The sequence below is a fragment of the Collinsella sp. AM36-4AA genome (assembly GCF_003467795.1).
In the GTDB taxonomy this organism is placed as follows: Bacteria; Actinomycetota; Coriobacteriia; order Coriobacteriales; family Coriobacteriaceae; genus Collinsella.
The window spans coordinates 354-23,982 of record NZ_QSHS01000009.1 but is presented as its reverse complement, the minus strand read 5'-3'; the positions used below and the strand labels follow the sequence as shown (position 1 = coordinate 23,982).

Below are 23,629 nucleotides of genomic sequence, written 5' to 3'. Positions count from 1 at the left end.
CGTTGCCAGCCGCGTTGAGAGATTCGTTGTTGAAAGGAGGCCCCGTGAACGCCTTTGACCGCTACGCCCCGTTTATCCAAGACTTCATCTACTCCCACGATTGGGAGAGTCTGCGCTCCATCCAGGTTGCGGCGGCAGATGCCATCTTCAACACGCAAGACAATGTGCTCCTGACGGCATCCACGGCATCTGGCAAAACTGAGGCGGCCTTCTTTCCCATCCTGACCGAGTTTTGGGAGAACCCGCCCGCGAGCGTGGGCGCCCTCTACATTGGCCCCCTCAAAGCACTCATCAACGACCAGTTCGTTCGCCTCAACGACCTCTGCGAAGAGGCCGATATCCCTGTCTGGCACTGGCACGGCGATGTCTCGCAGTCGCACAAGGCCAAGCTCATCAAAAAACCGAGCGGCATCTTGCAGATTACGCCCGAGTCGCTCGAGGCGCTCCTGATCCATAAGCACATGGCGATCCCGCGCATGTTTTGCGACCTGCGCTATGTGGTTATCGACGAAGTCCATTCGCTCATGCGCGGCGACCGCGGCGGGCAGACGCTCTGTCTTATCGAGCGCCTCTCGCGCATGGCAGGCGTGCAGCCCCGCCGCATTGGCCTTTCGGCCACCATCGGCGACCCCGAGCGCACGGGCGCCTTTCTCTCGCAGGGAACGGGGCGCGACTGCGTTATCCCCCGCTTTGAGGAACCGCGCCGCGTGTGGCGCATCTCCATGGAGCACTTCTACAACTCGGGCCCCCAGGCTCAGCAGCGGGAATTCATGGGCACAGGTCCGCAGGAAGCCGAAGTGCTCGCATGCGAGCGCATCGAGGCGGCGGCACCCACAGCGCTGCCGGCCGACACCCAAGACACGCGCCACAGCGGACAGCTCACACAGGAGGAGCGCCGTCAACGTCGCGAACGGGCACAGGATAAGGCTACCTCCGGGAACCGCCGCACTTCCTCGGCCCCCGAGGGCGAAGTCGACATCCCACGAGCGACCGAGCAGGCGCTTCTCAACCCCACCGACACAGCGCCCGACAACGCCGACCCCGGTATGGGCTATATCTTTGAGCATACGCGCGGCCGCAAGTGCCTGGTCTTTGCCAACTCTCGCGAGGAGGCAGAGGCCGTGTGCTCCATGCTGCGCAGCTACTGCGAGAGCCGGCACGAGCCCGACCGCTTTCTCATCCATCACGGCAATCTTTCGGCATCGCTGCGCGAGACGGCCGAGGAACTCATGCGCGACGAGGAGCAGACGCAGACAACCGTCACCACCTCTACGTTGGAGCTCGGTATCGATATCGGCCGCCTGGAGCGCGCCTTCCAGATTGACGCGCCGTTTACCGTTAGCTCCTTTTTGCAGCGCATGGGGCGCACAGGCCGTCGCGATCTTCCGCCCGAGATGTGGTTTGTCATGCGCGAGGAAGAGCCCGAGCCGCGCACGATGATGCCCGAAACCATTCCCTGGAAGCTCCTGCAGGGTATCGCGCTCGTACAACTCTATCGCGAGGAAAAGTGGGTCGAGCCACCCGAGCTCGATCGTCTCCCCTACAGCCTGCTCTATCACCAGACTATGTCGACCCTCGCCAGCACCGGCGAGCTCACGCCGGCCGAACTTGCCCAGCGCGTGCTCACGCTCAGCTATTTCCACCGTGTCTCGGCAGACGATTACCGTGTGCTGCTACGTCACCTCATTAAGATCGACCATATCCAGGTCACCGAAGGTGGCGGGCTCATCGTGGGCCTCGCGGGCGAGCGCATCATCAATAACTTTAAGTTCTACGCCGTGTTCCAGGAAAACGAGGAGTTTACCGTCCGGAGCGAATCGGCTGAGCTGGGCACGATCGTTAATCCGCCCCCACCCGGCGAGCGCATCGCCATCGCCGGACACTGCTGGATTGTCGAGGAAGTGGACTGGAAGCGTCACACTGTCTTTGCCACGCAGGTCAAGGGCCGGGTGCCGGCCTACTTTGGCGACTGCCCCGGAGACATTAACACGCATGTGCTCGAGCGCATGCACAAGGCGCTCAACGAGCACGCGACATATCCGTACCTTATGGGTAACGCACGGGCCCGCTTGGCGCAGGCTCGTCATACGGCCGAGATTTCGGGGGCGGGAACCAAGCCGCTCATTAACCTGGGCGGCGATACCTGGGTGCTCTTCCCCTGGCTGGGCAGCTACGCCTTTTTGGCGCTCGAGCGCATGCTCAAGATTAAATGTGCCGCGGAGCTGGGCCTTCGCGGGCTCGATCCGTCACGCCCGTACTTTCTGCAGTTTAAGATGAAGGCCGACGAGGAGACGTTCTTTGAGGTGCTCGCCGACGAGGCCGAGAAGGACTTCGATCCCATCGAGCTCGTCTATCCTGGCGAGGTGCCTTACTTTGACCGCTACGACGAGTTGGTTCCCGAAGAGCTCGTGCGCAAGGGCTTCGCCGAAGGCGTGCTCGACATCGAGGGTATGAAGCAGCGCGTTCTCGGCTGGCGCGACCACGCCTAAGACCAGTCTTTTTGGGACGGGGAGACTTATTTGTCGTGAAGGACGGTGCCGAGGAAGTCGGTGTCGAAGGGCACGGCTTCGGCAAAGGCGTAGTTGCCGTCGCTGGCGATGAGCAGGTAGTTTTCCTCGCCGCCGAACTTCGCATCGCCACATGGGACCACCCAGGCGTGGCCGAACACCTCGAGTGCCGTGGCAGCGCAGTCGCGCAGGAACGTCACATCGCTCCCCTCGCTTGCGCTCACGATATTGGCCACGTAGATACCCCCGGGGTTCAGGCCGCCTCGCACCAAACGCAACGCCTCAACCGTCGCCAGCTCGCGCACGGGCTCGGCACCGCCAAAGCAATCGCTCACGATCACGTCGTAGCGACGATGCCCCACGCTCGTCACGCCCAGGTACGAACGCGCCTCGGCAGTAATCACCCGCAGGCGATCGCCCGCCGTGCGCTCCAGCTCGTCTAGGTAGAACCAGCGGCGGGCCAGACGCGTAATCTCTCCGTCATACTCGATGACGTCCATGCGCAAACCCTCGTGCGACATCAGTGCAAACTTGGGGTAGGCAAACCCGCCGCCACCCAGCATGAGCATACGGCTGATACCGTGACCATAAACGTCGCGCATCGCATCCTCGGCCTCAAACACGTCGTCAAACGCACGATAGTACGCAAAGGCGGGCTCAGCCCAACGCTCGCCAACGTAACTCGCGCTTTGGTAGACGCCGCCTTGCACCAATACGCGGACTTCGTCGCCGCCCTCGTCGTGCACGCGCTTCACACGCGCCAACCCATTGCGGGTTCGCGCAACCTGCAGACAGGCAGCACGAACAGCGACAGCGGCCGCACCAAGCGCCGCGGCTCCCAGAGCAACGCCGGCAACGACGCCGGCAGAAACACTCGGCTTGTTCATCTAGAGCTCCTTTTGCAGATAAAGGCCATGGTCATAAAAACCAAGATGGCGATAGTACTCGCGCGTACCGATCGCGCTGATCACGTTGATGCGCGCATAGCCGGCATCCCGGGCAATCTCGCACGCACGCTCTACGAGCAAACGCCCCAACCCGTGATGCTGCGCCACCTGGCCCTGGTCGCCCACGCGTGCCGCCATGCCATACACGTGCACCTCGCGAATCATCGCCTCGTCCGGCGTCGTCGGCAACTCGTCCGCATGCGCGGCAACAAACGAATGGTCGGGCAGCGACAACCGCAAAAAGCCCGCGATCTTGCCCCGCGGCGTCACCCACTGCAAAAAGCGCTCGTAAGTCACCGGCGTCTCGTACGCCACTTCCTCATCAAGAGAAAGCTCATCCAAGTCGGCACCCGCGGTACTGATCTCGCGATAGCGAATCTCGCGCACCACTGCGCCTTCTCCACGAGCCGCCAAGCGATTCTCGACGAGCTGACGCAGGTTGGGCTTCTTGTTGCCCACCATGATGTCGTCGGAGCTAAAGTCGCGGATCATGCGACTGATGCGGCAGAACGCCGGCGTCACCACGATGTCATCGGCCAACACATCAAGCAGCTCTTCCTCGGTATAGGGGCGCCACTCGCCACGCTCATAGCAGCCCACCAGACGCGAGCCCTCGATGAGCGCGCACGGGTAGACCTTGACCTCGTCGGGCATAAAGGCCCCTTCGGTCATAAAGCGTTCGTAGTCGCGCTTGTCCCCCTCGGGCGTGGCGCCCAGCAAGTTAAGCATAAAATGCGCGTGGATCTTAAAGCCAAACAGGCGCGCAAGCGAAAACGCCCGCTCGATCTGCGCCACCGAAATGCGACGCTCGTTGATATCGAGCAGGTGCTGGTCGAGGCTCTGGATACCCATCTGGATCTTGGTGCAGCCCAGGCGGCGGATGAGCGTAAGCGCCTGCGGCGTTACAGCATCGGGGCGCGTCTCGATAACGAGTCCCACCACGCGATGCTTCGCCGTCTCATTGATACGCTGCTGACGCTCGAGCTCCTCCATCGTTGCCGTCTGCCACTCAGTGACCTCGCCCCACGGCGTACCGGGACCGTACAGACGACGCACCGCACGGTTATAGCCGCCCACGGCAGCATCCACACGCCCCTGCTCGTCGGCAACGCCGGCAGCAAGCTCGACCTCGTCTGTCGCAATGCCGGCGGCCCGATAGCGCTCGCGGCGCTCTGCTACCACAGGCGGCAGGGCATCGGCGGGAGCGTCATCGAGCAGACGCCCCGCCTCGGCACGACTGATGCCCGGACGCGCCAACATGGGGTTAGCCGCCACACCAGCCACGGCATCGTCATTGAGCGCGCGGAAGAGCTCCGACATAAACCACGTCTGATACCCTTGCGGATAGTCGCTCCAGGTACCGCCGAGCACAATGAGCTCAATCTTATCGGTCGCATGCCCCATTTGCGAAAGCGCCGTCAAACGGGCACTCACCTGCAGATACGGGTCAAAGCAATTTTGCTCCGCACGGGCGCACGCCGGCTCGGCATGCAGATAGCTTTTGGGCATGCGCAGATCGTTGGGGCAAAACAGGCAATCGCCCGAGCATGGCCAGGGCTTGGTGATGACGGTAATGGTCGCCACGCCCGAGGCCGTTCGGCGCGGCTTCATACGCAGCACCTGCAGCAGTTGACGTTCCAGATCGGAATCGACATTCCACGCAGCCCACCGAGCCGGCTCCTCACGTTTAACCCGCTGGTAGAACGGCAGCAGACGGCGCTTAGCCAAATCGCGTTTGTCGGCACCCTCGCGGCGCGCCTCGGCATGTATCAATTTGACGAGCGCTTTGTCGTCCACAGTCTCGCCGCGACGCAGAGCCTCGAGTATGTTCAAGATAATCTGTTCCATGCCCCCATTGTAAAGGCAAAGGCGCCGAAGCCGACCACGGCCCCGGCGCCTCCATCAAAGAGCATGCCTATATGCACCAATCTCCGAAAACCGCATGTCACTCCGGATCAAACGACATGTCACCCGAACCAACCTCAAAACGATACGTGGCAGACTTATCACCGTTGTCGAATTCAAGATTCAATATGGTCTCGCCATCGTAGCCAAGCGGAAGGAAACCGCTCTCGAAGTCGCCGCTGCCCACGGTGAGGCTCGCCGTAAAGCCCGTAGAGTTCGGAACCGTTATCTCCACATCGCCCGAGTCCACGCTTACGTCCATAGACTTCGCGGGGGCCTGGTAGAGCTCGAACGTCACATCGCCCGAACCTACCTTGGCATTCAGGGTGTCGGCTACAGTACCCGCAAACTCGATGTCTCCCGAGTCCAAAGTCAAGTTGAGGTCATGACACGCAATGTCCGTGACCGTCAGGTCTCCCAACCCCACGTTTGCCGTAATGCCCATCATGTTATCGGCAAGCTCACGCGGCAGTTCAATGGTGACCTTACGGTCATGGGCGCGCTCGTCATCGCTGTCGAACTGGCTAATCTTGAGTGTAGAGCCCTCGATCTTGACCAGATTCTGAGTGGCGGCATCGGAAGCAGACACCCCCTTTGCAACGTACCCGCTTTCGATGACACGCACCGGTCCGCCAGAGACACGTTTAACCTCGACCGTTCCCGACGTCACATCCAAGTCGAGCGATTGGAACGCGTCTTCGTCAAAAGTCGTGCTCGAAAGCTGCTGAGGCCGAGCGGAATAGTTACCGCCATCCAAAAGATCGTCCTCGTCAAGCATATCATCCATACCAGACAAGCCGGGTACAACATCGTCGAGATCCCACGGGCCATCAAAATGAATCAAAGTTCGCGAAACGCCAAACACAAGCCCGATAATCAGTACAAACGCTCCGATGCCAACGCCCAAGCGTACCTTCGATTCATGCGAAAGCCTCATCATTCATCACCCTCTTTGACGCTCGGCTCAGCGGTGATCGCGGTAGCCACGTCAGTATCAACCGCAGCGGAAACATCCTGAGCCTTAGCCGCCTCCGGCGCCGGACCAACCTGAATATCCCCGCGCGCCCAATCGCCATCGAGCGCACGCGCCACCCAGTGATAGATGGGGATCGTAAAGAAGATGAGCGCAGCAAAGGGGCCGGCGCCAAACGGGAACATCAGCAAAAAGAACAGTAGCCAGCACACGGCCCAATACGGGAACGACTGAAACGGACCCTTCACCGGAGTCACGCTGGTCGCACCGGCACCCGTCACCTGAGCCGTCGCCGCATTAGCTGCCTGCGCGCTCCAGCTTGCCGCTTGCGCCGCCTTGGCGGCGGCATCACTCGCCTGCGTTGCCGCCTCGGTAGCACGTGCCGCCGCCTCATGGGTACGGGCGCGCTCCGCTGCCTCGGCCTCGCGCTGACGGGCGCGGTCCTCGTTCTCAAACTCGATATCGTCCTCGATCTCATCGCTCGGATTGAGGAGCTCGTCCAAACTCACGCCATAGAGTTTTGCGAGCGAGATCAGGTTCTCGGTATCGGGCGAGCTCTCCGCACGCTCCCATTTACTGACCGCCTGGCGCGACAGCCCCAGCTTTCGCGCCAGCCCTTCTTGGCTAAAACCCTTGCTGCGACGAAGGTCGGCGAGCCGCTGCGCAGTTTCTACATTCATGGTTCCTCCTATGCGATGCCAGCCGTGCCGCCGGACCGTTTTTGTTCTTAAGGCGCCTTGCACAGTTAAAAATCTATCCGCCACCGCCAAAAGCATGCCACCTATTCTAGTGAGATTTTTGACAACCGGCGGTTGCGGGCATATATGAGCTGCGGAAATGTGTCCAAACAAAGCAATGACCCGCAGCTCGGTTGTCCCCGTTGCGGCGTTAACGGTAGTATGGTCGTACTGTTTATTCCGCACCGCCAACGGAGGGAGTTCCGCGCCGTGAACCGCGATTTCGCCTCATCGCTCATTCAGCTCAACAATACGTTCTATCGCGAGCACTCCGCCTCCTTCTCCGATACGCGCCAGGCACCGTGGCCCGGCTGGGTGCGCACCATGGACATAGCGCTCGAGCAGCTCGACGTCGCCACGATCGAGCATCCCGTCCGCGTCTTCGATCTTGCCTGCGGTAACATGCGATTCGAGAACTTTGCCGCCGGCGGCGCACTTGCCGCCAAGGGCGTCGACGGCGCAAACCCCTCGGCAGATGCCAGCTGCCCCTTCGAGTTCTATGGCGTCGACTCGTGCCAAGACCTGGCCATCGATGCACATGGCCACGCCCTGCGCATTCCCAACCTGCACTTCCAGGAACTCGACGTGCTCGACGCCCTCATGAAGCTCAACCCCGCCGAGACACCCGACGTGCTTTTCGACGCCCCGCTCGCCGATATCTCGGTCTGCTTTGGCTTTATGCACCACGTGCCGTCGTGCGAGTACCGCGTACGCGTGCTCGACACCCTGGTGCGCCAGACACGCCCGGGCGGCATCATCGCCATCAGCTTTTGGGAGTTTATGAACGACGGGCGCATGGCGCGCAAGGCCGTTCGTGCCGAGGCCCGCGCCGAGCTCACCCCGCCGTTTGAGGGTTACGATTCCGCGCAGTTTGAAGCCGGTGACCACCTCATTGGCTGGCAAAACGACCGCCACGCCTACCGCTATTGCCATCACTTTGACGATCAGCAGATCACCGACCTGGTGCGCGGCGTCCGTACGTTCTACAAGAGCGGCGAGGTCCCCGTGCGCGAGCTTGAGCGCTTCCATGCCGACGGTCGCAGCGGCGATCTCAACCGCTATGTGATCCTCAAGCGCCTGTAGGTATCGGCGACTCGCCGCCGAGCCGCACCGCATCTTTCGGGCAAACCATGCCCACCTTCTTCCAACGCATTGCCGAAACGCGCAGCCATGCGTTTCGCATTTATGACCAAGGAGCCTCATGGGAGCCGTCCACGTTCGCACGCCTAAGAACTTTGTACTCGAGGAGCGCCTGGAGCGCTACGCCGATGCGATTGAGACGAACCCCGAGGCCTATGTCGGAGATTGGCGCGCGGCTTGCGCGCCAGTTGGCAGCAAGCCTTTCGAACACCTGCACCTGGATCTTGGCTGCGGCAAGGGAACCTACCTTGTAGAGCGCGCGGTCAACGAGCCAAACACGCTCTTTATCGGTATGGACCAGGAGCCCATCTGCATCGCCTATGCCGCGCAGAAAATCTGCGAGCAGGAACTGACCAACGCACTCGTCCTGCCCCGAGGCGCTGCATCGCTGCCGCAGCTGTTTGCCGCAGGCGAGCTCGATGCCATCACCATCAACTTTCCCACGCCGCAGCCCAAGGCCAAATACGCCAAAAAACGACTCGTCCATGTCGACCATTTGATGCTCTACCGCCCGCTCTTTGCAGCCGGCGCCACCGTCACGCTGCGCACCGACAGCAAGCCACTACGCGACTACGCCCTGGGGCAGTTTGCCGCAGCCGGCTACGACACGCTGTGGGCAAGTGACGACGTCCGTCGCGACCATCCCGAGCACCCCGAGACCGAATACGAGCAGCGCACCCGCGATATGGGCGCTGTCGTCTACGGCATTTGCGCCGCACCCGGCGCGGAGCCCACCGAAGAACAGCTCGCAACAGGCCGAGCACAGGAGCAAAGCCTTGCCTGTTACCTACCCGACGACCTCGATGAGCTCACCTATGTACCTCTGGGCATGGAAGAGGCCGTTGAGAACTTTAAAAACCGCGCCCGCAAGGGCAAAAAGCGCCTGCCGCAAGAATCCCAGGGGCCTCTGATGGTCGCGGCGTCGGTAAACAAGCGCAAGTAGGCGCCGGCGAACGACCCTCAAACCTAAGTGAGTAGACTTTTTAGCAATAGCCAAGCACAACCCGCATAGGAGAAAATAAAACCGCAGGTAGAGCCCTTGCGAAAAAGCCATATGCTCGCACTATTGCAAAAAGTCTACTCACTTAGCTAGCGCCTGCGCCAAACGGCTGAGCGGAACGCCCATTTCCTGCATTTTCTCGCGCGCTGGCATCCCGCGCCGCCGCTACGCCATAATGGATGGCGGACAAACGCGAGAGAAAGTTACCCGCATGACGCAAAGCACGACAGATACCGCCGCCAGCACCGTCTCAGGCTCGGGCGCCGCTAGCTCATTCTCGGGCGGCACGGGAACCGAGGCCGAGTTCGGATCGCTCGGCGCGCTCTCCCCCACCTGGTGGGAGCCCGAGGACGGCAGTGAGCCCGAACCGTGGCTCACGCCCGATCAGGCCTTCGAACGCTTCTTTGAATGGACGAGCGACCGCGGCATTGAGCTGTGGGGTCACCAAGAAGAAGCCCTCATGGACCTGGCCGCCGGCGATCACGTTATTTTGGGTACGCCGACCGGATCGGGTAAATCGCTTGTCGCGCTGGGCATGCTCTTTATGGGCATGGCACAGGGCAAGCGCTGCTACTACACGGCCCCTATCAAGGCCCTGGTCAGCGAAAAGTTCTTCGATCTGGTGCAGGTGCTCGGCCGCGATAACGTCGGTATGATCACCGGCGACACGCATATCAACACCAAGGCGCCCGTCATCTGCTGCACGGCAGAGATCCTTGCCAACGACGCACTGCGCGAGGGCGAAGATGCCGACGCAGGCTGCGTGGCCATGGATGAGTTCCACTACTTTGCCGACCCCGATCGTGGTTGGGCCTGGCAGGTGCCGCTGCTCACCCTGCCTCACACGCAATTCATGCTCATGAGCGCCACGCTCGGCGATGTCACCGCCATCGCCGCCTCGCTCGAGGAACACACCGGCGCTGCTTGCGACTTGGTTGTCGACGCCCCGCGTCCTGTTCCGCTGAGCTACGACTATGTGACGACCTCCCTCGAGGGCACGGTCGAGCTCGCCATGCGCCGTGGCGAGGCCCCGCTCTATATCGTGCACTTTAGCCAGGATGCCGCACTTGCGACGGCGCAGTCACTCGCCAATTTTGGCATCGCCAGCAAAGAGCAGCGCGAGGCTATTAAAGAAGCCGCCAAAGGCACCAGCTTCTCCACAGCCTTTGGCAAGATTCTCAAGCGCCTGCTCGGATGCGGCGTCGGCGTGCACCATGCCGGCATGCTGCCGCGCTATCGTCTGCTGGTCGAGCGCTTAGCGCAGCAGGGCCTGCTGCCTGTCATCTGCGGCACCGATACGCTCGGCGTCGGCATCAACGTGCCTATCCACACCGTGGTGCTCACCGCGCTCACCAAGTTCGACGGCTACAAGATGCGTCGCCTACGCGCCCGCGAGTTCCACCAGATTGCCGGCCGCGCCGGCCGCTCGGGCTTCGATACCGAGGGCATGGTGATTGCCGAAGCACCCGAGCACGAGATCGAGAATGCCAAGCTCATGGCCAAGGCGGGCGACGACCCCAAAAAGCTCCGTAAGATTAAAAAGAAAAAGGCCCCCGAGGGCTTTGTCTCCTGGAACAAGCAAACCTTTGAACGCCTGATCGAGACGCAGCCCGAGACGCTCAAGCCGCGCCTGCGCATCACGCACTCTATGGTAATTAGCGTGGTCGAGCAGGGCGGTAACGCCCGCGCCCGCGTGCACGACCTTATCGAGACAAGCCTGCAGACCCCCGAGGAAAAGGCCAAGCTTGAGGTTCGCGCCGACGAAATCTTCGCCACGCTTATCGATTCCGGCGTCGTCGTGCGCACCGAAGTGCCGCCCGCGCTGGATGCCCCGGCCGACGCCGCACCAGACATCGACTATGCGCTGACGGTCGATCTGCCCGAGGACTTCGCACTCGACCAGCCGCTCTCGCCGTTTTTGCTTGCCGCGCTGGAGTTGCTCGATCCCGAGAGCGAGACCTATACCATGGATCTAATCTCAATGGTCGAGGCAACGCTCGAGGATCCCAAGCAGGTATTGCGCGCACAGGAGCGCGCCGCGCGCGACCGCACCATGGCCGAGATGAAGGCCGACGGCATCGAGTATGAGGAGCGTCTGGAGCGTATTCAGGACGTCACGTACGAAAAACCGCTCGAGGATTTGCTCGACGCCGCCTTTGACAAGTACTGCCAGGAAGTACCCTGGGCCAACGACTACCAGCTCTCGCCCAAGAGCGTCCTGCGCGACATGCTGGAGAGCGCGAGCGACTTTAAGGGTTACATTCAAAAGCTCGGCATCGCCCGCTCCGAAGGCATTCTGCTGCGCTACCTGGCAGAGGCCTACCGTTCTCTCGACCGTACCGTGCCCATCGAAAAGCGCGACGAGCGCCTTTGCGACATCATTTCGTGGCTCGGCTTTGTGGTGCGCTCGGTCGACTCGAGCCTGGTGGACGAGTGGGAGAACGCCGGCAACCCGGCGGCCCTCGACGCCGCACCGCCGCAGGGCATCGACGAAGTCGTGGCTGACCGCCGCGGCTGCACGCTGCTGGTGCGCAACGCGCTCTTCCGCCGCGTGACCCTTGCCGCCCGCGGGCACGTGCGCGACCTAGGCGAGCTCGACGACGACTGGGGCATGAGCGAGATCCGCTGGCAAAAAGCACTCGACGCTTACCACGAGCAGCACGAGGAGATTCTCACCGACGGCGACGCGCGCTCCTCTGCTATGTTCTCGATCGACGAGTCCGACGAGAAGGCGCTCCACGTGTGGCACGTGCACCAGATTTTTGCCGACGAGGACGGCGACCACGACTTTGGTATCATGGGCGATGTCGATCTGGACGCCACGCAAGACGGTGGCGAGGTCATCTTCAAGAACTACCGCGTCGGTTTTATCGAGGATTTGCTCGAGGATTAGCCAAGCATATTGGGACGAAACGAAGCGGGGCTGTTGGCAACATCGCCAGCAGCCCCGCTTTTTCACTATCCGCTATGCCTTACTCGGCATCCTCGACCTCATACGAATCCGCCTCGGCTGGCTCCTCGTTTGTCTCTGGCGCAGCCTCGCGCGCCTCGTCAAACGCTGCCTTCATGGTCTTGTTGCCCCATGTGAGCTTGCGAATGGTAAGCTCATCGGCCTTGTTGTGGGCCAAGCGTAGGTTCTCGGTGCTGCGGCGCAAGTCGTCCTTGGTCTTCTCGAGCTGCTTAATGGCGGCATCGATCTCCTTGATTGCCGACTCGAATTGCTTGCTCGCCAGGTTGTAGTTGCGCGAGAAGCCATCCTTGAACTTCTCCATCTTGGCTTCGAAGTTCGTGACATCGATATTCTGCTGTTTGTACTCCGCCAGTTCCTGCTTATAGCGAAGCGAACCCATGGCGGCGTTGCGCAGCAGCGTAATCATGGGAATGAAAAACTGTGGGCGGATCACGTACATCTTCTCGTAGCGATAGCTCACGTCCACGATTCCTGCGTTATAAAGCTCGCTCTCGGGCTCGAGCAACGTGCAGAGCACCGCATACTCGCAGCCTTTCTGGCGGCGATCATGATCGAGTTTCTTAAAGAAATCCTCGTTCTTGTGTTTGGTCGCGGTCTCGTCGTTCTCGTTTTTCATCTCGAACATGATCGAAATGATCTCGTTGCCGCTCTCGTCACACTCGCGGAAGATAAAGTCGCCCTTGGTACCCTCGGATGCATCGTTATCCTTCTCGAAATACGCGTTGGGAAACGCCGTCATGCGCAGGCGGTTAAACTCGGTCTCACAGTGCTGCTCGAGCGACTCGCCCACCATCTTGGTGGACAGGCGGACCTTCATGTCCTTAAGGCGCTCAATCTCTTCATCCTTGTAGCGAATCAGTTCCTCGTTCGCGCGCTTGGTCTGCGCAAGTTCGAGCTCGTGTGCCGCCTTGGCCTGCTCCTCGCGTGAATCGCGCACCGCCAGCTCACTCGTGAGCTTGGCGCGGGCCTCGTCACGCTCACGCTCCGCCGCGGCGACCGCCTCCGATAGGTTCATCTTGGCCGTCAGTTCCTGTTCGCGCAGCTGAGCACGCAGACCCTCGGCCTCCTGCTCGGACTGAGCCTTTGCGACGGAAAACTTCTCCTGAACCTTCGCGCGATAGTCAGCAAGCGTACGTTCGGCCTCGCTGCGAGCGGCCTCGAGCTCACGCTGCGACTCGGCCGCAGCAGCAGCAAGCGCCATCTCCTGGGCCTTGTCCGCCGCGGCGAGCCTGGCTTGCAGCTCGGCAATCTGGGCATCACGTGCGGACAGGTCGTTTTGAGCAGCATTGCGTGCCGCTGCCTCGGCAAGCCTGGCTTCATCATCTTTGCGCCCCAACTGCGCACGCAGGTTGTCGATTTCGCGCTGCAGTTCGGCATTCTCCTTTTGAGCATCGGCGCGGGCCTCAACCGCCGCACGCTGGCTTGCACTCTCGCGCTCTGCGGCAGCGCCCTCGAGCTTGGCGCGCAGCTCGGCAAGCTCGGCATCGCGCTTGGCAACCTCTTGTGCCAGCTCCTGGGCCGCGGCGTTCTTCTGCTCGACAAGCTGAGCATCGCGTTGAGACTCCGCCTCCTGCAGGGCAGACGCCGAACGCGAACGCTCAAGCTCCAGCGCCTGCTCGCCCTCGCGTCGAGCCGCCGCTACGCGCTCATCCAGGTCACGCGAGAACTCGGCATCGCGCACTTGCTTGACGATATCTGCATAGCCGGACGCATCGACCTTAAACACTTCGCCGCAATGCGGGCACTTGATCTCGTTCATGGCAGCTCCTCGATGGACGCAAATTTAAACCGTCTACACTCTACCGCGCCGCGCGGACAAAAAAGGCGCCGCTGCCATAATGGCAACGGCGCCAGAACCACCACAAAGGTGCCTGTCCCCTTCGTGGCGGTTTGCGAGCTACAGGCCAAAGAAATTCAGGATCTGGTCTCGGCTTACGGGCTTGTAGTTGTTGGCGTCGAGGCCCACATCGTAGCGGTAAATAGGGCGCTCGCGATCGCGGTTGCGCGCGTTGACGCGGTCTCCCCTGCTGTGGATATGTCCGTGCAGCATGATGGCACCGCGCGCCTTGCCATTCCAGCTGAGCATGGGGTAGTGGCTCATCACCAGACGATGGCCCTTGGCATAGCCCGGGGCAACCTCCAGGTAATCGCGCACCTCATCCCAAATGTGCGGCGCGTCCGGATCTTCCCAATCGCCGTCATGGTTGCCACGAATGAGCGCCACGTTCTGGCATTTGATACGCTCGCGCAGGCGCACTGCCTCCGCCAGGGGCAAACGATAGGTAAAGTCACCCAAAATGTAGAGACGGTCGTCCGTCGCCACGCACTTATTGATGGCATCGATGACCTTGCGGTTCATCTCCTCGACCGAATCAAACGGCCGATCCATATCGTGCAAGATATTCGTATCGCCCAGGTGCAGGTCGGCGGTAAACCACATCATCGTCTGTATCCTCATTTCGCAACGTGTCTAACACGTGCCTAGTATACAGACGCTTTGGCGCGTCGGTTAGCCAAAGAGCCCACCGAACGGACCTCGGCGGCGTTTGTCTTTCTTTTTCGACGCGTCACCCTGGGCGTTCTTGTCCTGCCGCTTCTTCCGGTCCTGCTCCAACTCATCGTCATCGAGCAGCATATCCCACTCAAACGGATCGTCTGTCAGATCGAACAGGTCGTCGTCATCAACCATGACCGCCTCCATTGCCGACTAGCGGGCATCCACCACATAGAGGCCAACGCGCACCTGATGCCACGGGCTGCGCTCGGGAGCAACCTGCTGCACACGGGCTTCAAATACGTCCTCATGCCCGTAATACATCATCAAGGACAGCGGGCCAACCTCGTCTCCCGGAACATAGCCAAGCTTGGTCTTGCCATAATAGATCGCAACCGCCTCAGGGTCGTGAGGATTATCACGTTCGGCACGCAGCGTCAGTTTATCGCCCGCTTTAAGATCGCCCAAGACCAAGGCGCCGTCGGCATACTGAAATCCCGCAATGTGAAACGACAGAAGAACACGTGAAGGCTCGTACATAGCAGCTCCTCTAACGGCCGGGATACCCGGCACTCAACCTTATCGAGAAGTCTACGGGCCCGTGCGGACATAAATTCATCCTTATCTGATTCTAATGCACAAACATGCGCACGAACTTGTGCTTCCAGCTTGCATAAGGGGCATAGCGGAATGGCACGTCCAACCACGTTGCCTTGTTCACGATGCTCTTCTTGTGGCTAAACGTATCGAAGCTCTCGCGTCCATGGTACTGCCCCATACCGCTCGCACCCATGCCGCCAAAGCCCATATGGCTCGTAGCCAAATGCATGATGGTGTCGTTGACGCAGCCGCCGCCAAAGGGCACGTAGCGCACAAAGCGCTGCTGAGCCGCACGGTCCTGGCTAAAGATATACAGGGCCAGCGGCGTCGGACGATCCGTAATAAACGTCTCGGCCTCGTCTAGGCTCTCAAACGTCAGCACCGGCAAAATGGGACCGAAGACTTCCTCCTGCATCACGGCGTCATCGGGGGACACGCCGTCCAAAATCGTCGGCTCGATCTTGAGCGAAGTCTCGCGCGCGGTACCTCCCAGCACAACCTTATCGGAGTCGATCAGCCCGCGTACGCGCACGAAATGCTTGGCGTTGACGATATGCCCGTAGTCCTCGTTATCGAGCGGATGCTCGCCAAACATACGGCGGACCTCCTCCTTGATGAGGCCCAGCAGCTCGTCGTGCACGCTCGTATCGACCAGCAGGTAGTCGGGCGCCACGCAGGTCTGTCCCACGTTGAGCCATTTACCAAAGGCGATACGCCGTGCCGCAACCTTCAAGTTTGCCGTCGCATCCACAATGCAGGGACTCTTTCCGCCCAGCTCAAGCGTCACGGGCGTAAGGTTTTTACTTGCGCGCTCCATGACGAGCTTGCCGACCGGAACGCTACCGGTAAAGAAGATCTTGTCCCAGCGCTCATCGAGCAGCGCCTCGTTTTCGGCCCGCCCGCCCTCGACAACCATCACCAGGCGCGGATCAAATGCCTCTTCACAGATTTGCTTGAGCACCGCACTCGATGCCGGAGCATAGGCGCTCGGCTTGATGACCACAGTATTACCCGCGGCAAGGGCGCCGGCGAGTGGCTCGAGCGTCAGCAAAAACGGGTAGTTCCAGGGCGCCATAATGAGTGTGACGCCATAGGGCACGGCTTGCGTTTTGCACACGCTCACGGCATTGGCAAGGTCACACAGACGCAGGCGCGGACGACTCCATCGAGCCACGTGAGCGATCTGATGACGAATCTCGGAAAGCGAGGTGCCGATCTCGCACATATAGGCCTCGTCATGCGACTTTCCCAAATCGGTCTTGAGCGCATGGGCGATATCGATCTCGTGTGCCCGCACCGCCTCGCGCAGGCGCACGAGGGCGCGGCGTCGAGCATCGACATCAAACGTGGCGTGCGTCTTAAAATAGGCGCGCTGATCGGCAACGATGCGCGCGATTTCCTCGGTGTTCATGGACCCTCCTAGTTCTCGTCCTCAAACATACCACCTGCGATAACTTCGTACATATGCTCGAGTTCCAAACGGTCCATTAAAAGCGGAACGGGGTACAGGGGATTGGCCTCGGCATCGGCGTGCGTTGCCATTTCGGGAATGTCGGAGCGGCGAATGCCTGTCACATATTTGGGGATACCCAGGGCAACGTTCATGCGGTCGACCCAATCGATAAAGGCCTCGGCCGCAAGACCGTCCTGCGCGGTAGCCGGCGCAATGCCCGCCATGCGAGCAAGATCGGCGAGCTTGGGGGCGGCGGCGTCACCATAAGCGCGGAGCATGTGCGGCAGGATGATCGCGTTGGCCAAGCCGTGCGGAATCCCGTATCGGCCGCCCAGACTGTGCGCGATGGCGTGAACGTATCCCACATAGGAGCGGGTAAACGCAACGCCCGCCTTATACGCCGCCGAAAGCATATTGCGACGCGCACGTATGTCGTCGCCATACTCATAGGCCTCGAGCAAATTGTCGTGGATGAGCTGCACCGCCTGGCGCGCCATCTTGCGCGTGTAGGGCGTGGTGCTACGGCCGATAAAGGCCTCGACGGCATGCGTCAGGGCATCCATGCCCGTCTGCCCCGTAATGGAGGCGGGCAGGCCGCGCGTAAACTCGGGGTCGAGCACCGCAAAGCGCGGGATAAGCACAAAGTCGTTAATGGGGTACTTGTAGTGCGACTCGTCATCGGTAATGACCGCTGCGAGCGTGACCTCGCTACCCGTACCTGCCGTGGTGGGAACGGCGATGAGCAGCGGCAGGCGACGATGAACGCGCAGCAGGCCGCGCATCTTGTTGATGGGCTTGTTTGGCTGTGCGATGCGTGCGCCCACGCCCTTGGCACAGTCCATGGCCGAGCCGCCGCCAAAGCCGATAATGGCCTGACAGGCGCTCTCGCGATACAGGGACGCCGCTTCCTCCACGTTTGAGACCGTGGGGTTCGCACGCGTTTCGGCATAGACCGTAACGCCAATTCCCTTGGACGCGAGCGCCGTCTCGAGCGGCGCCGTGAGCCCCAGACGGGCAATACCGGGATCCGTCACGATAAGAACCCGCTGTATCGAGCGCTTTTGAAGCACCGCGGGCACGTCCTCGGCATGCTCCAAAATGCGCGGCTCGGTATAGGGCAGGATCGGCAATGCGATGCGAAAAACCGTCTGATATGTTCGGCACCAGGCACGACGGGCTAGATGCATAAAGGAAACTCCTTCATTTGTTGATAGGTCAACATTTGCTCGACCGATTGTACTCATCGGAGGTCTCGAGCGGCCTGGCAATCGTTAATCAATCAACATCTTCACATGCCTAAAATTTTTTATTAAAAATCATTCCTAATAGGCTTCACATTTGGTTGCATTTATGGATAATAGAACTCGTCAAGACGCACGTCCGGAGAGGGCCCTTACGGGACCGGACGAGCGCTCCATCGCCATCGATCGAAAGGATCGAATCATGAAGTTTGTTTGCCCCGTTTGCGGTTATGTGGAAGAGTTCGACGGCGACCAGCTGCCCGAGGATTTCAAGTGCCCCCAGTGCGGCGTTCCCGGCTCTCGCTTCCTAAAGCAGGAGGAGGGTCAGCTCGAGTGGGCTGCCGAGCACGTCGTGGGCGTCGCCAAGATGGAGGGCGTCTCCGAGGACATCGTTGCTGACCTGCGCGCCAACTTTGAGGGCGAGTGCTCCGAGGTCGGTATGTACCTGGCCATGGCTCGCGTCGCTCATCGCGAGGGCTATCCCGAGATCGGCCTGTACTGGGAGAAGGCTGCGCACGAGGAGGCCGAGCATGCCGCCAAGTTCGCCGAGCTCCTGGGCGAGGTTGTGACCGACTCCACCAAGAAGAACCTCGAGATGCGCGTTGAGGCCGAGAATGGCGCCACCGCCGGCAAGACCGATCTTGCCAAGCGCGCCAAGGCCGCTGGCCTCGATGCCATCCACGACACCGTGCACGAGATGGCTCGCGACGAGGCTCGCCACGGCAAGGCTTTCGCCGGTCTGCTCAAGCGCTACTTTGGCTAAGCCAGCCGCCTGAGAGATAATCTCTAGCTCGATGAGGCCCGGACCGCATGGTTCGGGCCTTTTTCGTGACTCACGAACTTGTTAACGCCCTGAAACAGGACCGCCTTCGGCATCGGCTTCTCGTCAAAAACTAAGTGAGTAGACTTTTTTGAACTTGCCGAGCAGGCCATCCATATCACTTTATAAAGCCGCAGGTAAATGCCTTGTTACAAAACGGCCTGGTCACCAAAGTGCCAAAAGTCTACTCACTTAGAACCGCAGCCGTCCACGATCGAGCTGTTTTGTGTCTAACGGGCATCTTTCCGTCGATTACTCCCAATTTTGTCCAGTCAACGAATAGTTCGGACCGGAGTAATGTCTCAGCCCTTTGCTCATCTGAACTTTTATCACGATATTCAGCATCGAGCATCCTGCATACGGCCTTAACGATCGCGCGGAATTTATCCTCATCGAATATCTGTCTGTGTGTCAGGAGAAGTACATCGTAGCCCATGGCCTGAAGGGCCGTCATGCGGTCAGCGTCACGCAAGCCGTCCCCTGCGCGCCCGTGCGAGGCCTTTCCCTGACATTCAATGGCCACCTGTCGCGCTCCGTCCGGCGAAGACAGAAGCAGGTCGATAAAGACGCGGGACTTTCCCACAATCGCTCGAGCACTTGCACCTAGCCTCACTTCGACATTGAGCTCTATGCCGCAAAAACCTTCGCCCCCTAGTGTTCGCGGCAGTGCAAACAACAAATACGCCTCGACCTCAAAGGGCGATGCGGCGCCCAGCGGAACGAAACGCGACACCGCCATAAATCGCTTGCCGTACCGCATCCCGTAAACATCTGAACAAAAACGGTCGAGGTCTCCGCTCAAAACCAAAGCGTCGCGACGCCATAAATCTGAAGCGACGCCATCCTCGGACGGACAGCGTGTCCAGCCCGAAGTTGTCGAAATCGCGCCCGAATCAATTGCACGCGAAAGCTCCGCCTCAAGTGCCGCCGGCAGGGCACACACCGCAAACAAGCCGCACATCTCCGCCAATACCAAAAGAAGCTGAAGATCCGTCAGATGCCGCAACATGATGAATGCCGTCAGTAGAGGAGACGTAATCAAAAACCCATGCTCCGTTTCCAGCACGGATTCCCTGGGAAGCTCACCAAGAAACAGCCGCTGCCTAATGCTGGCAGGACAAGTCCGTTTGTTTCTCGTCCGAACCAATGTATACAACGGATAACCGAGCGCGACCGCAGCCGTCGGGTTGCGGGCGAGATCATATCGCTGCCGGTCTTCTTCCGGTCGTGGAAGCGGCGGACACAAAGCGCGGACTTGAGGAGGCAAACGCCAGTACCTAAAAGCTGATATGTCACAAAGTAGATCCTTCATAGGCACAGGAAAACACGAATTTCAACCCAGTCAGTCACGCATTGGCGCGAACGCACCAAAAATGGCGCCGAACGGACTGCCAAGTTTTCAACAGCCCTCCCCAACTGGCCAAAAGCTTGCCGAGAGCTGGACGAAGCCCTGTTGAAAACCCCATTTTTTTCTCATGCAGGAGCTTTGCGCGGCAAGTGAGTAGACTTTTTTGAACATCCCGAGCAGGCCGGTCATCCTGCTTTTCAAAACCGCAGGTAGATAGCTTGTTACAAAACTGCCTGGTCGCCAAAGTGCTAAAAGTCTACTCACTTAGGTTGCAGAGTGCCCCCCATTAGCTGCAATTCCAAGGTAGTTAGTACTTTTGGACTCAGATCGTCATACTGAACAAGAATTTGAGTTGAGTTTTCAGGGACAGATGCGCCATCGGCACACCAAAAACAGTCACCGATATCGATAAAAGGGATGCTCGAGCGCGTGAGGGCCCGTGCAAAAGTGCTTCCGCCCGTTCCACGCTCCGCAACCACGATACAGTAAAGGCCCGCGTCTGCATGATCGATCGAAACCTCCCCTGCCGGAAACGTTTTCCGTACAAGCGCCGCCAGGCCATCACGCGCCCCACGAGCACGAACGCGCACGCGGTTCACATGTCGCTCGTAATCACCCGATTCCAGCAAACGCGCCAAGGCAACCTGATCAACAGAACTTACCGACGAGGCGTAGAAACCAAGGTTGCGTTTAAACCTCTCCATTAGTTCATCGGGCAGCACCATGTACGCCAAACGTAACGCCGATGAAAGGCTCTTCGAAAACGTGTTGGTGTAGATAACCGACTGGGCGGCATCGATCGACGCGAGCGCGGGAATCGGCTTGCCGGCAAGGCGAAACTCACAATCAAAGTCGTCTTCGATGAGATACCGACCTGGCCGCTCGGCGGCCCAGCTCAGCAACGCATAGCGACGTGCAATGCTCGTCACAAGACCGGTCGGATACTGATGAGACGGCATCAGGTGAAGGACATCGGTCCCGGTTTTCTGCAGCGCGCTCAAGTCCACGCCCTCAGCATCCAACGGGACATGCCGCACTTCGCAACCCATGGCCTGATAGATGCGCGTCAAGCGCAAATAGCCTGGATCCTCGACGGCATACACCTTGTCCGCGCCAAGCAACTGAACCAACATGGTATCGAGCAGCTGGGCGCCCGCACCGATAACGATATTGTCGGGATTGACATTCATGCCCCTTGTCCCGCGCAGATGGTGCGCAATCGCACGTCGCAGTCGAGCGGTGCCCTGCGCCGGTGCGGGCGAAAAGATTTCACGTTCGTCTTCGGACGTCAGCGTCGCCCGTAGCGCACTTTGCCAAAGCCGCGCCGCCTCCAAAGCGGAAGGAGAAAGTGCGTCGAATCGCTCTGCCTGCCCCATGGCATCATGCGCGCTGGGACCAACAGGGACAGCATCTCGGTCGATGTCCTCCGCAGCCGAAGCCAAAACCGGTGCATCCGGAAGTTCGCAAGCGTAGTAGCCACGACGCGGCATTGAGCAAATATAGCCCTCGGCAAGCAACTGGCTATATGCATTCTCGATAGTAATGACACTGATTCCCAGATGACTGGCAAAGGCGCGCTTAGACGGAAGATGCTCCCCCGCCGCAATACGGCCAGCAACAATATCATCGCGAATTTGCTGGTAAACATACTCATAAAGCGATGCCTCGCCGCGTTTTTCCAAATTGTAGTCAAGCATGAGTTTGTCACCTGACCTTATTAAGTCATTCATTCTGGTATTAGTCTGACTTTGTAATTATCTCGAAAACTGAGTATTTCGCCATACCCAGCTCCCCGATAGGATGTTCCGTCAAGCAATGCACATGCCAACCAAGGGAGCAACCATGGCAGAACAGACCAACAAGGCCGATCGCGTCAAACTCAATCGCGAGCTCGCGCAGATGCTCAAGGGCGGCGTCATCATGGACGTCACCACGCCCGAGCAGGCACGCATCGCCGAGGAGGCGGGCGCCTGCGCCGTCATGGCGCTCGAGCGCATCCCGGCCGACATCCGCGCCGCAGGCGGCGTGTCGCGCATGAGCGACCCCAAGATGATCAAGGGCATCCAGGAGGCCGTCTCCATCCCCGTCATGGCCAAGTGCCGCATCGGTCACATCGTCGAGGCGCAGATCCTGCAGGCCGTCGAGATCGACTACATCGATGAGTCCGAGGTTCTCTCCCCTGCCGACGACGTCTATCATATCGACAAGACCCAGTTTGACGTGCCGTTTGTCTGCGGCGCCCGTGATCTGGGCGAGGCGCTGCGCCGTGTTGCCGAAGGCGCCACGATGATTCGCACCAAGGGTGAGCCGGGTACGGGCGACGTCGTTCAGGCCGTGCGTCACATGCGCAAGATCCAAAAGCAGATCCGTGACGTTGTTGCCCTGCGCGACGACGAGCTCTTTGAGGCAGCCAAGCAGCTGCAGGTTCCGGTCGAGCTGGTGCGCGAGGTCCATGCCACGGGCAAGCTCCCCGTCGTAAACTTTGCCGCCGGCGGCGTAGCGACCCCCGCCGACGCCGCGCTGATGATGCAGCTGGGCGCCGAAGGCGTCTTTGTCGGCTCGGGCATCTTTAAAAGCGGCGACCCCGCCAAGCGCGCAGCCGCCATCGTCAAGGCCGTGGCAAACTTCACCGATGCCAAACTCATCGCCGAGCTTTCGGAAGACCTGGGCGAGGCCATGGTGGGCATCAACGCCGACGAAATCGAGATCATCATGGAGGAACGCGGGCGCTAGTCCAGCAGAAGGGATCGCACATGAGCGATTACGCAGACCAGACGGTCGCCGTGCTGGCGGTCCAAGGCGCTTTTGCCGAGCACGAGGCAAGGCTATCCGAGCTGGGCGCACGCTGTATTGAGCTAAGGCAGGCGGCTGATTTGAAGCAGGACTTTGACCGTCTGGTACTTCCCGGCGGCGAGTCTACCGTTCAAGGGAAGCTGCTTGATGAGCTTGGCATGCTCGAGGAGCTTCGCACCCACATTGTTGAAGGCATGCCCGTCCTTGGCACCTGCGCCGGCTTGATTCTATTGGCGCGCGATCTTGCCGCACACGACGATAAGGGAACGCCGCGCCTAGCAACCATGAACGTACTCGTTGAGCGCAACGCTTATGGCAGACAGCTCGGCAGTTTTCGCACCAAGGGCCAGGTAGACGGCATCGACGGTGAAGTGCCGCTGACGTTTATCCGCGCGCCCCGCATCGTCGAGGTCCACGGCGACGCCAAGGCCTTGGCAGAGGTCGATGGCCGCATCGTCGCCGCCCGCGAGGGCAACCAGCTCGGCGTAACCTTCCACCCCGAACTCGATAAAGACACCCGCCTCCACGAACTGTTCCTACAAATGTAGGCGGAATAGAAACGAGCGTGGATTTTCGCACACACAACAAATGAGAGTGGATAATCTCCCACTTTGAGCTCGAACACAGGCCCAAACCGGGAGATTATCCACTCTCATGCTATGTAGTCGTTTAAGAACGTCCATTACAGTCGAAATTGTCA

At 60.0% G+C, this 23,629-nt stretch carries 19 protein-coding genes; 7 read left to right on the top strand and 12 right to left on the bottom strand.

The window, feature by feature from the left end:
• The first annotated feature begins 44 nt into the window (after window positions 1-44).
• Window positions 45-2,489: a DEAD/DEAH box helicase gene (locus tag DW850_RS04380; RefSeq protein WP_117786351.1), complete on the top strand. Its 2,445-nt coding sequence runs from the start codon at window positions 45-47 to the stop codon at window positions 2,487-2,489.
• Between the two features lie 26 nt (window positions 2,490-2,515).
• Here the strand turns inward: DW850_RS04380 and DW850_RS04375 are convergent, their stop codons facing one another.
• The 4 genes from DW850_RS04375 to DW850_RS04360 all read right to left on the bottom strand — a co-directional run bounded on the left by DW850_RS04375 (window position 2,516) and on the right by DW850_RS04360 (window position 7,012).
• A complete protein-coding gene (locus DW850_RS04375; RefSeq protein WP_117786350.1) occupies window positions 2,516-3,394 on the bottom strand; it encodes a spermidine synthase in 879 nt (292 codons plus the stop codon).
• Window positions 3,395-5,302, bottom strand: coding sequence for an elongator complex protein 3 (locus DW850_RS04370; RefSeq protein WP_117786349.1), 1,908 nt, complete (start codon window positions 5,300-5,302; stop codon window positions 3,395-3,397).
• A 97-nt stretch (window positions 5,303-5,399) separates the two neighbouring features.
• Window positions 5,400-6,296 carry a DUF4097 family beta strand repeat-containing protein gene (locus DW850_RS04365; protein ID WP_158565219.1) on the bottom strand — a complete coding sequence of 299 codons (897 nt, stop codon included), beginning with the start codon at window positions 6,294-6,296 and terminating at the stop codon, window positions 5,400-5,402.
• Window positions 6,296-7,012: a helix-turn-helix domain-containing protein gene (locus DW850_RS04360; RefSeq protein WP_117786347.1), complete on the bottom strand. Its 717-nt coding sequence runs from the start codon at window positions 7,010-7,012 to the stop codon at window positions 6,296-6,298. Before DW850_RS04360 ends, DW850_RS04365 begins: the two co-directional genes overlap by 1 nt.
• A 267-nt stretch (window positions 7,013-7,279) precedes the next feature.
• On the opposite strand from DW850_RS04360, the gene DW850_RS04355 reads away from it, so the two are divergent.
• The 3 genes from DW850_RS04355 (at window position 7,280) to DW850_RS04345 (ending at window position 12,102) form a co-directional block, all read left to right on the top strand.
• Window positions 7,280-8,152 (top strand): hypothetical protein, encoded by an 873-nt coding sequence (locus DW850_RS04355; protein WP_117786346.1) that lies wholly within the window; start codon window positions 7,280-7,282, stop codon window positions 8,150-8,152.
• A gap of 118 nt (window positions 8,153-8,270) precedes the next feature.
• Window positions 8,271-9,152, top strand: a complete 882-nt coding sequence (locus DW850_RS04350; RefSeq protein ID WP_117786345.1) for a tRNA (guanosine(46)-N(7))-methyltransferase TrmB — start codon at window positions 8,271-8,273, stop codon at window positions 9,150-9,152.
• A 268-nt stretch (window positions 9,153-9,420) separates the two neighbouring features.
• Window positions 9,421-12,102, top strand: coding sequence for an RNA helicase (locus tag DW850_RS04345; RefSeq protein WP_117786344.1), 2,682 nt, complete (start codon window positions 9,421-9,423; stop codon window positions 12,100-12,102).
• A 79-nt stretch (window positions 12,103-12,181) separates the two neighbouring features.
• Here DW850_RS04345 and DW850_RS04340 read toward each other — a convergent pair whose 3' ends face one another.
• From DW850_RS04340 to DW850_RS04315, 6 genes are all read right to left on the bottom strand, one after another.
• Entirely contained in the window at window positions 12,182-13,939 is a 1,758-nt protein-coding gene (locus DW850_RS04340; RefSeq protein WP_117786343.1) for a DUF2130 domain-containing protein, read from the bottom strand.
• Window positions 13,940-14,077: 138 nt separating this feature from the next.
• Complete coding sequence (locus DW850_RS04335; protein WP_233540612.1) at window positions 14,078-14,623, bottom strand: metallophosphoesterase; 546 nt, start codon at window positions 14,621-14,623, stop codon at window positions 14,078-14,080.
• A gap of 66 nt (window positions 14,624-14,689) precedes the next feature.
• Window positions 14,690-14,869: a hypothetical protein gene (locus tag DW850_RS04330; protein WP_117647461.1), complete on the bottom strand. Its 180-nt coding sequence runs from the start codon at window positions 14,867-14,869 to the stop codon at window positions 14,690-14,692.
• 18 nt (window positions 14,870-14,887) lie between these two features.
• A complete protein-coding gene (locus DW850_RS04325; protein ID WP_117786341.1) occupies window positions 14,888-15,214 on the bottom strand; it encodes an HIRAN domain-containing protein in 327 nt (108 codons plus the stop codon).
• A 91-nt stretch (window positions 15,215-15,305) separates the two neighbouring features.
• Window positions 15,306-16,685: an aldehyde dehydrogenase gene (locus tag DW850_RS04320; RefSeq protein ID WP_117786340.1), complete on the bottom strand. Its 1,380-nt coding sequence runs from the start codon at window positions 16,683-16,685 to the stop codon at window positions 15,306-15,308.
• Window positions 16,686-16,693: 8 nt separating this feature from the next.
• Window positions 16,694-17,914 carry an iron-containing alcohol dehydrogenase gene (locus DW850_RS04315; RefSeq protein WP_117786339.1) on the bottom strand — a complete coding sequence of 407 codons (1,221 nt, stop codon included), beginning with the start codon at window positions 17,912-17,914 and terminating at the stop codon, window positions 16,694-16,696.
• Between the two features lie 253 nt (window positions 17,915-18,167).
• On the opposite strand from DW850_RS04315, the gene DW850_RS04310 reads away from it, so the two are divergent.
• Window positions 18,168-18,731: a ferritin family protein gene (locus DW850_RS04310; RefSeq protein WP_070097113.1), complete on the top strand. Its 564-nt coding sequence runs from the start codon at window positions 18,168-18,170 to the stop codon at window positions 18,729-18,731.
• Window positions 18,732-18,972: 241 nt separating this feature from the next.
• Here DW850_RS04310 and DW850_RS04305 read toward each other — a convergent pair whose 3' ends face one another.
• Window positions 18,973-19,854, bottom strand: a complete 882-nt coding sequence (locus DW850_RS04305) for a hypothetical protein (protein WP_117786338.1) — start codon at window positions 19,852-19,854, stop codon at window positions 18,973-18,975.
• 542 nt (window positions 19,855-20,396) lie between these two features.
• Window positions 20,397-21,833: a PLP-dependent aminotransferase family protein gene (locus DW850_RS04300; protein ID WP_158549355.1), complete on the bottom strand. Its 1,437-nt coding sequence runs from the start codon at window positions 21,831-21,833 to the stop codon at window positions 20,397-20,399.
• A gap of 145 nt (window positions 21,834-21,978) precedes the next feature.
• Here DW850_RS04300 and pdxS point away from each other — a divergent pair, with 145 nt between their 5' ends.
• Entirely contained in the window at window positions 21,979-22,869 is an 891-nt protein-coding gene (gene pdxS / locus DW850_RS04295; protein ID WP_117640533.1) for a pyridoxal 5'-phosphate synthase lyase subunit PdxS, read from the top strand.
• 20 nt (window positions 22,870-22,889) lie between these two features.
• Window positions 22,890-23,477 (top strand): pyridoxal 5'-phosphate synthase glutaminase subunit PdxT, encoded by a 588-nt coding sequence (pdxT, locus tag DW850_RS04290; protein ID WP_117640532.1) that lies wholly within the window; start codon window positions 22,890-22,892, stop codon window positions 23,475-23,477.
• Window positions 23,478-23,629: the final 152 nt, after the last annotated feature.